We start from the raw sequence: 12,694 nt of genomic DNA, 5'->3' as shown, positions 1-12,694 counted from the left end.
TGATTGAAATTTTTCATGCTTTGGCCCGCTCTCTACATACTAACTTAGCATGCTTCTGGCGGGTAAAGGGTAGCGGGTTGTGTCCAGCATTTCGACATAGAATGTGGAGCCTTTGCCCAATACACTCTCGTAATAAATATGCCCCCCATGTGCCTCGATTATGCGTTTTGAGATGTTTAAACCGAGACCTGTTCCTTGAAACTTTCGTGTGTCGGTGGAGTCAACTTGGCCAAATTCTTCAAAGACTTTGCGATCCGCCCCCTCGGGAATTCCGATACCGTGATCAGTAACTCGAAGACAGATGTGGCCGCCTTCCCTTTGCACGCTGATTAAAATTTCACCGCGACCATTTGAAAACTTTGCAGCATTAGACAGCAGGTTGGTAACGACCTGCACAATTTTTTTGCGATCTCCTCGAACCCAAAACTCATCCCTCTTGACCTTCAGTTCAATGCCTACTTTGGCGCTTTCGGCGTAGGGTCTGAAAAGTTCCGTAGCATCTATCACCAACTCCCCGAGATCGAAAACTTCTTCTGTCAACTCTAATTTTCCACCGTCCGCCTTCTGCAAAAGTAAAAGGTCATCGACGAGGTTGGCCAATCTGTGCGTGTTCCGATCAGCGATTTTTATTGGACCACGAGCTTTTTCGGGCAACTCACCTAATGCGCCTGAATCGACCAGGGCGAGTGCACCTTTGATTGATGTAAGCGGCGTTCTAAGCTCATGACTGATGGTAGACAGAAACTGGTTTTTAGCAAGGAATGCGGCTTTGGTGCGCTCATGCTCTTCTTCCAGCCTGCTTCGACTTTTTTGAGCCTCAGAGTACCCACCCATAAAGCTTCGCGCCAGCTCTACCAGAAAGGCCAGAACAAAAATCACTGTAAAAAAATGCAACCAAACTTCTGACGTTATGGGTGCGGATGTGATCCAGATGTCGTAAATTGGAATGAGCAGAATTGCCGAGACATAGATCGTAAGACGTATACCAAGAACTAACAAGAACTGGTGATTGTTCATTGCTGCAAATATTGACGCTGAAATGAGCATGAATACTGGCATGAAGTGACCTGACTCGGGGTCCTGCTGCAAGGCAAACGATATTGCGAAGAGAGCGACCGCGAATGAGCTGAAAACTGTTCCGAGATATATATGCGACATGGCACGACTTAAATCCGCGGCGCGCCAAACACGCAGCTTCATGATCCGGCGAAAGACGAACAGGTCGTATATTTCACAAGCGACTACGATAGCGTAGAATGCACCGGCAATAAGCCAGTCATAGTAGAACCCTGCCAAGCCGACCGCTACAGTATATATCACGATGCGTTGAGCAAGAAGTTGCAACCCAACTTTTGCGTAGTCGCGAACTCTACGCCGCTGTTGCTTGATGATTTCAAGCTCTTGTGCAGGCTCATCGGAAGTTGAATTCAACAATGCCAGGCAGCTCCTTAGGCTGATTTTTAATTGAGGGCCTATTGTTTCATCTAAGCAGTCAGTCGGAGGTATTGATGTTTTAATTGTGGCATTACTAAGCACAATTGTTAAGTTATGAAAACATTAGCACATGAAAACTAAAGGCAAAAAACATGGGATACACCTTCCCAAAGGACATTGATGCGCAAGTAAGGAAAGCCTTACCTGAAATTTCTCCGGCATCTTCGAAAAGCTCGAAAGCCCCCCTTCATTCAACTCAAGAAAACTTGACCTCACTCAGAATTTTTAAAGCAAATGAGGGAGCTGGTAGAATTCATGCATCGGTTCTTTCAGTAGCCAATGCGCACGCACATGGCGAACTTTATGGGGATTTTCTTCGCGCGCGGAAGCATGTGTTCATTGATACTAAATCGTGGGACTTGCCGCAGACGGATGGGATGGAGTTTGATCAATACGATACTCCCCAAAGTAGGTCTATCGTGCTGCACGAATATGGTGAAATACTGGCCGGTATTAGAATTCTACCAACGAAAGCGCGTTGTGGTTGCTACAGTTACATGCTGCGTGATGCACAATTGGGTGTCATAAACACGATACCTCAGCATGTTCTTTACGAGCGGGCTCCGACCGCCGACTATGTTTGGGAGGCCACACGGCTGTTTGTTTCTTCCAACGTGCCAGCTAAACGTCGTATGATGGTGCAATCGCTTCTGATGGTAGAGATGGCTAAGGCTGCCGTTGATGAGGGAGCATCACACGTCGTTGGCATTGTCCCGTACGTTTTCAAGCGCTGGTTAGAACGCCTTGGTATGGGAGCGTTGCCGCTGGGGCCGAAGATAACAATGGACGGAGACACCTCTCAGGCCGCGATTATGCACGTCGCCGGAATATAAGTAGCGTTGCAGGACATCCATCACGATTTTGATTTTCCCCCTGCGCTTTTGCGGGTTCTATTTGCCTGTATCATCTTCCACTCTTCGGTGGTTACGATGAGCCAAGAACACTCTCTTATCAAATAACGCTATTTGGACACATAAGCGCTGACGTTAGACATTTTGAGAAGCCGCAGTTCGAGCGTTTGCTCCGCCACGACCTCTTTCAAATCACGCGCTTCCCGACGTAGATCCTTCACCTCATCGGTGTTCGCGGCACGTGCTGTGTCGCCTGCCAGACGCCGCTTACCGGCTTCCATGAAGTCCTTGACCATTTGTAGTAGATGCCCTGCGATATGCCTTCACGGCGGCACAGCTCTGCAATGCTGTCCTCGACCCGCAGCCCATCCAGCACAATCCGGATCTTCTCTTCAGATGAATCTCGCCGAGGCTCTTCGTTGTCTTTCTCATCGCCCACTCCTCGCCGGCTACGATGAGCAACAAGCCCTCTCTTAGCAAATTGCCCTATTTGGACCCGTAAGCGCTGACTTAAGACAGTCTGTCACTCGCTGCAGTGCAGATTTTCGAAAGCTGCCGTTCGGCCCACCAGGCAGCTGTCTCGGCGATCCGAGGTCAGCAGGGCGGGACCTTGCCGCCACCCATTTCTAGCCTCAAGGTCTGCTTTTGATACCCGATCAGTTGATCTTATAGCTTGGTAACTGGGCCAGCGCGTTGCGCAAGGCATCACCCCAGCTTGAAGAAACCGCTTGGTAATACGCATCGTCCACTTCGATCCTAGGCTTGTCGGAGACTTCAAAGCTGTCTTGAAGGTAGAGTTGAAGATCAAGCGGTAACCCGACAGATAAATTTGCCTTAATCGTTGAATCAAACGAGACAATCAGAAGCTTAACGGCGTCTTCAAATGACATATCAGGATCGTAGGCCCTCACAAGGATCGGCTTTCCGTATTTGGCTTCGCCGATCTGGAAGAACGGATTGTCGTCCGTCACTTCAATGAAGTTGCCTTCGGGGTAAATCAAAAACATCGTAGGGGCGCCGCCTTTAATTTGGCCGCCTAGGATTACGGAGGCTTTGAATTTCGACGACGCTTCTTGTCCCTCCGCATGGCTATCGGAAATCACCTCTCGCAATGTCGAACCAACAAGCCGGGCGATCTGGAACATCGTCGGCAGTTCCAACATGGAGGGGCTGCGTTCCGTCGCCACTTTGGAGCGTTCCTCGAGAAGGCTGATCAACGATTGGGTCGTTGCCAGATTGCCCGATGTCATAAGAGTTATGACCCGCTCACCGGGAACATCCCAAGTGAACATTTTTCGCGTGACCGAAAAATTATCGACGCCTGCATTGGTGCGGGTGTCGGACATAAAAACCAACCCCTTATTCAATTTTAGTCCGACGCAATAGGTCATTGTCTTGGTCCAGTACGGGATAGAAAAACGAAACAGTAACTCGTATCTATTGCTGAATTTGCAGCGATACAATCATCGTCTCCGCCATCGCCCCCCTGCGAATGCCGGTAATCGGTGCCGCATCCCGTGAATCGAGGCCCGTTGCAACCCTGACGTAACGCTCATCTGGTGAAATGCCATTCGAGACGTCAAAGCCGACCCACCCGAGCCCCACGATATGGGCTTCGGCCCAAGCGTGACTGGCATCTTGATCGATACGGTCGTCCATCATGAGGTATCCACTGACGTAGCGTGCAGGAATACCTGCGACGCGCGCCGCTGAAACAAATATTTGCGCGTGGTCTTGGCAGACGCCCCCACGGGCCGTAAGCGCCTCTTCTGCGCTTGTGCCTGCAAACGTATTTGCTTCACCATAGGGAGCCTGCGCAAGGATTGTCTCTGACAATGCGTGAAGACTGGTCAACACATCGTCGTTGGCACGAATGTTTTGGGCCAGTTTGTGAATACCGCGTCCAGGTATTGTGCGTGGCGTACTTTGGCAAAAATGCCAAAGTGGAGCTGATCCGTAAACTTTTCCGAAAACACCATCCGACGAATGGGTCTCGATTTCGCCTGAGACCTGTACCGAGACTTCGGTCGTGCCTGCTTCAGCTTGAACCAACAGCGTATGGTTTTGGTATTGATCTTGAAATTCGAGCTCCCGTTTTCCTCCCGAGATCGAAACATTCCAGTTCAAAACCGTTTGGTGCTTGGTCGAGGTTGGGGTCAATCGCACTTGCTGCAAGCCATAGGAGACCGGCGCATCATAGGTGTATTTCGTCGTATGTGAAATTTTCAGCTTCATAGTCTCAATTGCCTACCCGATGAATCGATAGTCTTTTTCGATCTGCTGCCCGATAGCGTTGATGTCGTCGATATACGCGGTGATGAATTGATGTAGCCCCTCGTCAAAAATCGTCGCAATCGTGTGCTCGCGTAACTTATCCCGTTGTGCGCTAATCATGTCGTGGCAGGTAAAGCGCGCGCCATAATCCTTGGCGAGAAAGCCGAGGCTCTCTTCTAGAATTCGGCTGCAAAAGGACAAGGAACGTGGAAAGCGGGGGTCCAAAATGAGAAAGTCAGCGACACTGGATGGCGTCATGTTTTCATCATTGAGCCACCTAAATGACCGGTGGGCAGAGACGGACCTTAGTATGGTTTCCCATTGCACATTGTCTAATGTAGAGCCCACAAAGCTGGCTGAAGGTAGTAATGTGTAATATTTTACATCAATAATCCGCGCCGTATTATCTGCCCGCTCCAATGCCAAGCCAATCTGAGTGAAGTCATAGATATCATTGCGCAACATAGTTCCGTGCAGAGCCCCGCGAACCAAGGCGCTATGGCGGCGAATTTCTCCGAGGACGGCTGGTAAGTCAGTTTCTTTGATAGGCGACTTGAGTGTCTCCTTAATGCCCATCCAGCCTTCATTAACCGCTTCCCAAACTTCTGTAGTCAACGCTGTTCGGACCATACGCGCGTTCGTTCGCGCTTTCTCGACTGCGGAAAGAGCACTGGACGGATTGGCAGTGTCTCGCAGTAGAAAATCCACCACATAGGCGGCCTCGTAGGTGTCATACTTGGCGTCGTAATTGCTGCGCGCGCCCGCTGTGGAGACAACCGACTTCCATTCGGAGACCGGATCATTGGAGCGTGTCAGCGCGATCCGAAAACCCGCTTCGACGAGGCGGGCGGTATTCTCGCAACGCTCCAAAAAGCGAAACATCCAGTACAGGCCACCTGCGGTTTTTCCAAGCATCCTGCTAGTCCTCCAGAACCCAAGTGTCTTTGGTGCCGCCGCCCTGACTTGAGTTAACCACCAGAGAGCCAGCCTTCAGTGCCACGCGGGTCAGCCCGCCAGGTGTGATGTCGACGCCCTTGGGTGAGACGAGAGCAAATGGGCGTAGGTCAACGTGACGCGGCGCAAGCCCCTTTTTGGCAAAGATGGGAACCGTCGACAGCGACAGCGTCGGCTGCGCGATGTAGTTACTTGGGTTGCGGCGCAATTTGGCGGCAAAGGTTGAAAGCTCTTTTTTGCTGGCCGCGGGCCCCACAAGCATCCCGTAGCCGCCCGAGCCGTGGACCTCTTTCACAACTAGTTCTGGCAGGTGTTCGAGGACATACGCGAGTGAGTCTGGCTCTGAACACCGCCACGTCTCGACATTCTTCAAAATCGCTTTCTCACCCGTATAAAATTCGATGATATCGGGCATGTACGAGTATATAGCTTTGTCGTCGGAAATCCCTGTACCAGGAGCGTTGGCAATCGTGATGTTTCCAGCACGGTAGACATCCATGATACCGGGCACACCCAGCATAGAGTCGGGGTTGAAGTTAAGCGGATCAAGGTACTCATCATCCACCCGACGATACAGGACATCTATGGTTTTATAGCCCTTGGTCGTACGCATTGCGATGTGGCCGTCCACAACCATTAGGTCATGGCCTTCTACAAGCTCGACGCCCATTTGGTCGGCGAGAAACGAATGCTCAAAATAGGCAGAGTTGTGAATGCCAGGCGTTAAAATGGCCACAGTAGGTTTGCCAACGCATCGGTCAGGCGCACAAGCGGCTAGCGAGCGCCTCAGGTTCTTGGGGTAGTCACTGACGCGCTGAACCTTAATCTGGCTGAACAGTTCGGGGAACATATGCAGCATCGTTTCGCGATTTTCGAGCATGTAGGACACACCCGAAGGCGTACGGGCGTTATCCTCCAGCACGTAGAAATCATCTTCACCCGTGCGCACAAGATCAGTTCCAACGATGTGAGTGTACACTTTACCCGGAGGGGTGAAACCGATCATCTGCGGTAAGAACGCTTCATTGCGCGAAATGAGCTCCGTCGGCACGATCCCCGCACGTAGAATTTCTTGTCGGTGATAGATGTCATGCAAGAATGCATTGATGGCACAAACACGTTGCGTGATCCCTTTGGACAGTTTCGTCCACTCGCGGTTCGCAATAATGCGAGGGATCAAATCGAACGGGATCAGTCGTTCTTGGGCAGCGGCTTGGCCATAGACATTGAAGGTAATGCCTGTACGCCGAAAGAACGCCTCGGCTTCCTTCGATTTCTTCGCAAGACGCGAGGGATCTTCGTTTGCAAACCACCTTTGGTATTCTGCGTACGGTGCGCGGACGCCATCTGAACTCAAAAGCATTTCATCAAAGTGGCGGCGTTCTAAATCCATAGAAACAGACTAAACTTTGTCGCATGTTTAGCAATGTGAATTGTTAATCACGCGCAGCGAGACACAGTAACCGCCTGTTTTTTAAGCGTCATCTGACCGTAAGACGTCATAAAAGAGACGTCTGCCGCGTCTCGGCCTACCCCAATGCGTGCAATTTCGCTGACCTTAGCCATGCCCGTCGGGTCAACCAAATGCCATTGGCCTTCTAGGTAAACCTCTGCCACGGCATGAAAATCCTGAGGACTGACATCAGGCGCATAGGCACTGACAAATCGGGCGGGAATGCCCACGGCCCGCGCCATTGCAATCAAGACATGCGCATAGTCACGACACACCCCTGCACGCGCGCCAAAGCTGTCCGTTGCGGTTGTCGCGCCATGGCTTGCAAGGTTGTTATACGTAAACTGATCCTTAATCCATGCCGACATCTTCTCAATCAGCGCTCCACCACGGTACGCCCCAAACAAGGCTGGAACAGAATTAAGGAAGTCCTCTGGGTGGCAATATCGTGAGGGCATGAGATACTTTGTGACCTCGCTGGGAAGCTGGCAAAGCTGCATGGCCGCCAGATCAGCTAGTTCAACAATGTGCCGATCTACTGCGACCTGCGTTTGATAGGAGCAGTCAAACTCATCGGCCACACGCACCCAACGCCGTGTTCCGACCTGTTCTTCACCATCAACACACGAGGTTTCAACATCTGGCGAGATGCGAAGTGTCGTGTCGCGTAATCTCTGGTCGATACCTTGCGCAGCCTCGATCTGCAGCAATAGGGCGCACGGTTGCGCAGTCGTGTAGATGAGATGGGCTTGAATCGATAGGAGCAAAAAGAAATCCTTACAGGCGAAAATGCAAGACATGCAAACTCTCACTTATCGCGCGAAGTGTCGATGTTTTTTCGAACAGGAACCCGCACCGCAGTACCTTGAAGCAGAAATTAGCACCTGCAGCGAATGATCGGTATCCGCCCCCTTTGCCGAACGTCGCGAACGGCCCTTAGCAGCCGTTCACATAGCGCCGCGCCCCTGCGGTGCAGCTTCACGAAAGCCGGCATCTAAAAATATGTCTATACAAGATTGACGGGGAGCAACCTTCTGGAGGCCACGCTTTGCCCGGAAGCATTATACATGATGAAAGGCGCTCGCTTGACTTAGCCTCCACCAATGCTGCCCACCCAGTCAAGAAAGACCCCCAGTCGCCGCAACCCCGAGACGCGGGTAAGGTAAAGCGCAGAGATATTCAAAGGTGCGGCGTCGAGTTGTCCGGGAAATAGCTCAATCAAACGTCCGGCTTGGATGTCGTCTGCGATCATGAAATCGGAAAACCGCGCGATTCCCAGTCCGCCTAATACCATTTGGCGCACGGCCTCCCCATTGTTCGCAGTCACGGAGGGGGGCACGGATACTGGGGTGGCCAGACCGGCGAAGCGCAGCGTGTTGATATGATCTGGTGCCGCGAACCGAACTTGCTCCAGCTGTGCGAGGTCGGCTGGAGTTTTGGGCCAACCGTTGCGATCAAGATAGTCCGGCGCAGCCACTAATTTCCAAGCCGTGCGCCCCAAGGGGCGGTGCAACATGTCGCTATCGGGCAGCTGGCCCAGTCGAATGGCAACATCTGCGTGACTGCCGATCAGATCCACCAGCGTGTCCGTCATGTCGATAGACAACTGGATGCCGGGGTATTGCGCGTGAAATTCTGCCAGACGCGGGGCGAGAACATGCAAGACGTAAGGAACCGGTGCGTTTACACGCAGTGGCCCGGCGGGGGCCTGTCCGCTGGTAGCGATCTCTTGCAGGGCTTCGCTGCGGTTCAAAATCTCGCGCGCCTCAGCCAGAACTGCGGCGCCTTCGGGGGTGATCTCGATGGATCGCGTCGTGCGCCGCAACAGCATGACCTTCAATTGCTCTTCCAGCCGCGTGACTGATCGGCTGAGCGTAGAGGCAGACACCCCTCTGCGCCGCGCGGATTCAGCAAAGCCCCCATCATCGACGATCCCGACGAAGGCGGCCAAATCCCCCATGCGTAGCAATTCGTGCAGTTTCTGCAATGATCCATTCCAAACTTGTCTGTTCTCGCAATAGATAACGACAGGCATATACGGCGTCGACATCAAATTTATTGGAGAAAACCGATGCCACTTGCCCTTTGGGCGCTGACCATCAGCGCTTTTGCCGTCGGAACGACCGAGTTCGTTATCGTCGGCTTGCTTCCCACCATTGCCGCCGATCTTGGCGTTTCCATTCCTTCTGCTGGCCTGTTGGTCAGCCTTTACGCCCTTGGCGTGACCATCGGCGCGCCAGTGCTGACCGCCATGGCCGACCGCGTGCCTCGTAAGACGCTGTTGCTGCTCTTGCTGGCACTGTTCACCCTCGGCAATGCTTATGCCGCCTTTGCGCCGGATTATGGCAGCCTTGTGGCTGCGCGCTTTATCACCGGTCTCGCCCACGGTGTGTTCTTTGCAATCGCTTCGACTATCGCGACCGATCTTGTGGAACCTGAAAAGGAAAGCTCGGCCATTGCGCTGGTGTTCCTTGGTTTGACCGTCGCGCTTGTGACGGGTGTTCCCTTGGGGACGTTTATCGGCCAAAACTTCGGCTGGCAGTCAACTTTTCTTGGCGTTGTCGCGCTTGGCGTGATCGGTTTCATCGCTTCCGCCATCTTGGTGCCCGCCAATCTGACCAAGACCGCATCAGCGGGGATCAAAGCCCAACTACAGGTGCTGACCTCGCCACGACTTTTGCTGGTTTATCTGATCACGGCTGTCGGCTATGGCGGCAATTTCATCGCCTTCACCTTCCTCGCGCCGATGCTGAACGAAGTCACGGGTCTGTCTGCAGGCGCGGTCAGCCTTGTGCTGCTGCTCTACGGTGCATCTGTCGCGGTGGGAAACATTGCAGGCGGTAAACTGGCCGACCGTATCGGTGCAGTGCCGTCCCTGACCGTGATCTTTGCTGGCCTTGCCATATCTCTGGTCGCACTCGGCGCGCTCCTCACCAGCCCGATTGCAGCGATCGCGGTTGCGGCCTTCTGGGGTGGCTTTGCCTTCGCCAACGTGCCGCCGCTGCAGTCTTACGTCGTGCAAATCGCACGCGAAGTCTCGCCCGGTGCGGTGGATGTGGCGTCCGGCCTAAACATCGGTGCGTTCAACCTCGGCATTGCCGGCGGCGCATGGGCTGGTGGACTTGTGGTGGAAGGCATCGGCCTTGCCGCGGCCCCCTACATCGCCGCTGGTGTGGTGGTTATCGGGATCGTTCTGGTGCGCCTGTCTGGTCGCTTGAACGCAACAGCACCCCAAGCTGTTGCTGCTGAATAACCTCATTTGCCCCGCCGTATCTTTGGTGCGGCGGGGCAAATCATTGAACTGGAGGTTCGTATCATGTCTGCCCTAAATCTGATTTACAAAGACCGCATGACTTTTGGCATTGAATTGCCACTGGACCGCGACTGGTCTGAAGCCGGCCAACGCCGTGCCCGTATCGAGGGTCGCCCCTTTGGTGTGCCGGACATCTCAAACCCCGCCAAAGGCGTGGAACTGGCCGAGAGCCTTGGCTTCGATGCGGTCTGGCTGCGGGACGTGCCAGTCCACGATCCAAGCTTCGGGGATGCAGGGCAGGTCTTCGACCCGTTTCCCTATCTCGGCTTTCTTGCCGGCCGCACGCGGCGCATAGCGCTTGGCACTGCGGGTATCGTCTTGCCACTGCGGGATCCGAACTTGCTGGCCAAGATGTCGGCCAGCCTGCACCATCTATCGGGCGGGCGATTTATCTTTGGCATCGCGTCGGGGGATCGTCCGGTGGAATACCCGCTAATGGGGCTGGACTATGAAGCTCGCGGAGCCACCCTGCGCGGTCGCGTCGACCAGATGCGCAACCTCTGGTCAGGGGATGCGCTGCAAGGACCACAAGGTCCCGTCACCGTGCGCCCCTATGTGCCCGAAGGTATCCCGATGGTGATGGCCGGAATGGGCCAGCAAAGCCTGCAATGGATCGCCCGCACATTGGACGGCTGGTTCACCTATCCCGGACCTCCTGATCAGGCCGAGCGCCGCCTCTCAATGTGGCGTCAGGCGCGCACCGATGCTGGCCTTCCCTCCGCGCCGGTCTTGACCGCCATGCACTTGGACCTTGACCCTGATCCCGATGCGCGCTTCCGGCCAATCCAGTTCGGGGGCCGTATCGGTCGCAATGCGCTCATTTCACATGTTCAATCGCTGCACGCTGCAGGGGTCGCCCACATCGCCTTTAACCTGCGCCAATCACAACGCGAAATAGAGGACGTTCTGGCCGAGTTGGCCGAGCACGTCATGCCTGAGTTTACACAAGAAAACACAATGGAGACAGCACAATGAGTATCACCCTGATAGGTCCTGCCCAGATTCCGTCCATGGGTTTCGGCACATTTCAACTTGAGAAAGATACCGTGGCCGACATGGTGGCCGCGGCCCTTTCCGAAGGGTTCCGCCATATTGATACGGCGCAGGCTTATGAAAACGAAGAGCAAGTTGGCGAAGGTTTGCGCCACGCCGATGTCGGACGCGATGATGTGTTCCTTACCACCAAGATCCTGCCCGAGCACTTCTCGCCAGAAGCCTTCATCGCTGCCGCCGATACGTCTTTGAAACGACTGGGGACGGATTATGTAGACCTGTTGCTCCTTCATTGGCCGTCGAGAGACGTACCGATTGCCGACACCATTGGCGCGCTAAATGATCTGATTTCAGCGGGCAAAGTCCGTCATGGAGGCGTGTCGAATTTCACCATGGATATGGTCAACCAAGCACGGGTTGCGTTGAACACGCCACTGGCCGCCAACCAGATCGAACTGCATCCGCTGATTGACCAAACACGGATGATCGCTCACCTCGCCAGCAAGGGCATACCAGTTGAAGCTTATTCGCCGCTGGCACAAGGCAATGTCATGAAGAACCCCACACTGCGCGAGATTGCCTTCGCGCATGACGCGAGTCCGACCCAGATTGCCCTGGCCTGGATTCTGACGCGCCCACTGAGCATCGCGTTGCCCCGGACCGGTAACAAGAACCGACTAGCCGACAATCTCCGTGCAGCGGAAATCAAGCTGAGCGCAGAGGAGATCGCCCGAATTGATGCGCTTGGCGTACCCGAGGGTCGGTTGGTAAGCCCAGATACACTTGCCCCAGCTTGGGATTGATCATTCACTGGTCCTGCAGAAACACTGCAGGACCTATATACCCGACGACTTCAGCCTTCGGCCCATTGCAGACATTTCTTCGAAGCGAAGTCTGACAAGCGACCTTCCTGAAAGCAGCCGTTCTTACATCCTTCAGCATTTTGGACTGAGCGTACGGCCGCAGCGCGGGACGGAGCGGGCTTTTGCTGCTTTGGCCTCTAAGTCCGCTTTACCTTTGCAATGCGGTCGACCAAATCCGCCCAGCCGTTCTCCTGCCCGCTCGCCGTGTACAGCCAAATGTTTGTTCTGTTCGATGAAAACACTAGCCGTCGGCTATTCATAGAAGTCGGCCTCCTGTAATATTGACAACTATTGAAACGGCACTTTAGTTTCCTGCCCAAAAGGTGCCTGTGAGTTCATGTATTTAGTTTTTTCTTGTCTCGCGTGGTTTGCAGTTTCCTGCATTCTTTTGGATGGTGGTGCCGAGCCGCTCGCGGTCATGTCCTTCACTATTTTGTATTTCTTTTTCTTCGGTGTATGGGGTATTTTGTGGATATTCTTAAGTGAATTGATCACGCGC

The 12,694-nt window shown here is 53.7% G+C and carries 11 protein-coding genes and 1 pseudogene; 4 read left to right on the top strand and 8 right to left on the bottom strand.

What is annotated here, in order from left to right; genetic code table 11:
* Nucleotides 1-39 precede the first annotated feature (39 nt).
* On the bottom strand, nucleotides 40-1,434 hold the full coding sequence (locus tag BLW66_RS14415; RefSeq protein ID WP_089947867.1) for a sensor histidine kinase: 1,395 nt from the start codon (nucleotides 1,432-1,434) through the stop codon (nucleotides 40-42).
* A gap of 152 nt (nucleotides 1,435-1,586) precedes the next feature.
* On the opposite strand from BLW66_RS14415, the gene BLW66_RS14410 reads away from it, so the two are divergent.
* The gene (locus BLW66_RS14410) at nucleotides 1,587-2,327 is read left to right on the top strand and encodes an acyl-homoserine-lactone synthase (RefSeq protein ID WP_089947866.1); all 741 of its coding nucleotides are present in this window, start codon (nucleotides 1,587-1,589) and stop codon (nucleotides 2,325-2,327) included.
* Nucleotides 2,328-2,488: 161 nt separating this feature from the next.
* Here the strand turns inward: BLW66_RS14410 and BLW66_RS14405 are convergent.
* The 7 genes and pseudogenes from BLW66_RS14405 to BLW66_RS14375 all read right to left on the bottom strand — a co-directional run.
* Nucleotides 2,489-2,754, bottom strand: a pseudogene (locus tag BLW66_RS14405) (transposase); the annotation flags it as partial.
* A gap of 247 nt (nucleotides 2,755-3,001) precedes the next feature.
* Nucleotides 3,002-3,736 carry a proteasome-type protease gene (locus tag BLW66_RS14400; protein WP_089947865.1) on the bottom strand — a complete coding sequence of 245 codons (735 nt, stop codon included), beginning with the start codon at nucleotides 3,734-3,736 and terminating at the stop codon, nucleotides 3,002-3,004.
* Between the two features lie 46 nt (nucleotides 3,737-3,782).
* On the bottom strand, nucleotides 3,783-4,580 hold the full coding sequence (locus tag BLW66_RS14395) for a transglutaminase family protein (protein WP_089947864.1): 798 nt from the start codon (nucleotides 4,578-4,580) through the stop codon (nucleotides 3,783-3,785).
* Nucleotides 4,581-4,592: 12 nt separating this feature from the next.
* A complete protein-coding gene (locus BLW66_RS14390; RefSeq protein WP_089947863.1) occupies nucleotides 4,593-5,534 on the bottom strand; it encodes an alpha-E domain-containing protein in 942 nt (313 codons plus the stop codon).
* Nucleotides 5,535-5,538: 4 nt separating this feature from the next.
* Nucleotides 5,539-6,966 carry a circularly permuted type 2 ATP-grasp protein gene (locus BLW66_RS14385; protein ID WP_089947862.1) on the bottom strand — a complete coding sequence of 476 codons (1,428 nt, stop codon included), beginning with the start codon at nucleotides 6,964-6,966 and terminating at the stop codon, nucleotides 5,539-5,541.
* Nucleotides 6,967-7,013: 47 nt separating this feature from the next.
* On the bottom strand, nucleotides 7,014-7,826 hold the full coding sequence (locus tag BLW66_RS14380) for a transglutaminase-like domain-containing protein (protein ID WP_244508657.1): 813 nt from the start codon (nucleotides 7,824-7,826) through the stop codon (nucleotides 7,014-7,016).
* A 290-nt stretch (nucleotides 7,827-8,116) separates the two neighbouring features.
* The gene (locus BLW66_RS14375) at nucleotides 8,117-9,013 is read right to left on the bottom strand and encodes a LysR family transcriptional regulator (protein ID WP_089947994.1); all 897 of its coding nucleotides are present in this window, start codon (nucleotides 9,011-9,013) and stop codon (nucleotides 8,117-8,119) included.
* Between the two features lie 84 nt (nucleotides 9,014-9,097).
* Between BLW66_RS14375 and BLW66_RS14370 the strand changes: the two genes are divergently transcribed.
* The 3 genes from BLW66_RS14370 (at nucleotide 9,098) to BLW66_RS14360 (ending at nucleotide 12,135) form a co-directional block, all read left to right on the top strand.
* Entirely contained in the window at nucleotides 9,098-10,279 is a 1,182-nt protein-coding gene (locus BLW66_RS14370) for an MFS transporter (RefSeq protein WP_089947860.1), read from the top strand.
* Nucleotides 10,280-10,342: 63 nt separating this feature from the next.
* A complete protein-coding gene (locus tag BLW66_RS14365) occupies nucleotides 10,343-11,314 on the top strand; it encodes a TIGR03571 family LLM class oxidoreductase (protein ID WP_089947993.1) in 972 nt (323 codons plus the stop codon).
* The gene (locus BLW66_RS14360; RefSeq protein ID WP_089947859.1) at nucleotides 11,311-12,135 is read left to right on the top strand and encodes an aldo/keto reductase; all 825 of its coding nucleotides are present in this window, start codon (nucleotides 11,311-11,313) and stop codon (nucleotides 12,133-12,135) included. Before BLW66_RS14365 ends, BLW66_RS14360 begins: the two co-directional genes overlap by 4 nt.
* The last annotated feature ends 559 nt before the right edge of the window (nucleotides 12,136-12,694 follow it).

The sequence above is a fragment of the Litoreibacter albidus genome (genome assembly GCF_900107015.1).
Classification (GTDB): domain Bacteria; phylum Pseudomonadota; class Alphaproteobacteria; order Rhodobacterales; family Rhodobacteraceae; genus Litoreibacter; species Litoreibacter albidus.
This window is presented reverse-complemented; position numbering and strand designations above follow the sequence as displayed.

Coding starts and splice junctions, on each gene's coding strand:
- BLW66_RS14410 (WP_089947866.1), top strand. CDS start 1,587: ATGGGATACACCTTCCCAAAGGACATTGATGCGCAAGTAAGGAAAGCC.
- BLW66_RS14400 (WP_089947865.1), bottom strand. CDS start 3,736: ATGACCTATTGCGTCGGACTAAAATTGAATAAGGGGTTGGTTTTTATG.
- BLW66_RS14395 (WP_089947864.1), bottom strand. CDS start 4,580: ATGAAGCTGAAAATTTCACATACGACGAAATACACCTATGATGCGCCG.
- BLW66_RS14390 (WP_089947863.1), bottom strand. CDS start 5,534: ATGCTTGGAAAAACCGCAGGTGGCCTGTACTGGATGTTTCGCTTTTTG.
- BLW66_RS14385 (WP_089947862.1), bottom strand. CDS start 6,966: ATGGATTTAGAACGCCGCCACTTTGATGAAATGCTTTTGAGTTCAGAT.
- BLW66_RS14380 (WP_244508657.1), bottom strand. CDS start 7,826: ATGTCTTGCATTTTCGCCTGTAAGGATTTCTTTTTGCTCCTATCGATT.
- BLW66_RS14370 (WP_089947860.1), top strand. CDS start 9,098: ATGCCACTTGCCCTTTGGGCGCTGACCATCAGCGCTTTTGCCGTCGGA.
- BLW66_RS14365 (WP_089947993.1), top strand. CDS start 10,343: ATGTCTGCCCTAAATCTGATTTACAAAGACCGCATGACTTTTGGCATT.
- BLW66_RS14360 (WP_089947859.1), top strand. CDS start 11,311: ATGAGTATCACCCTGATAGGTCCTGCCCAGATTCCGTCCATGGGTTTC.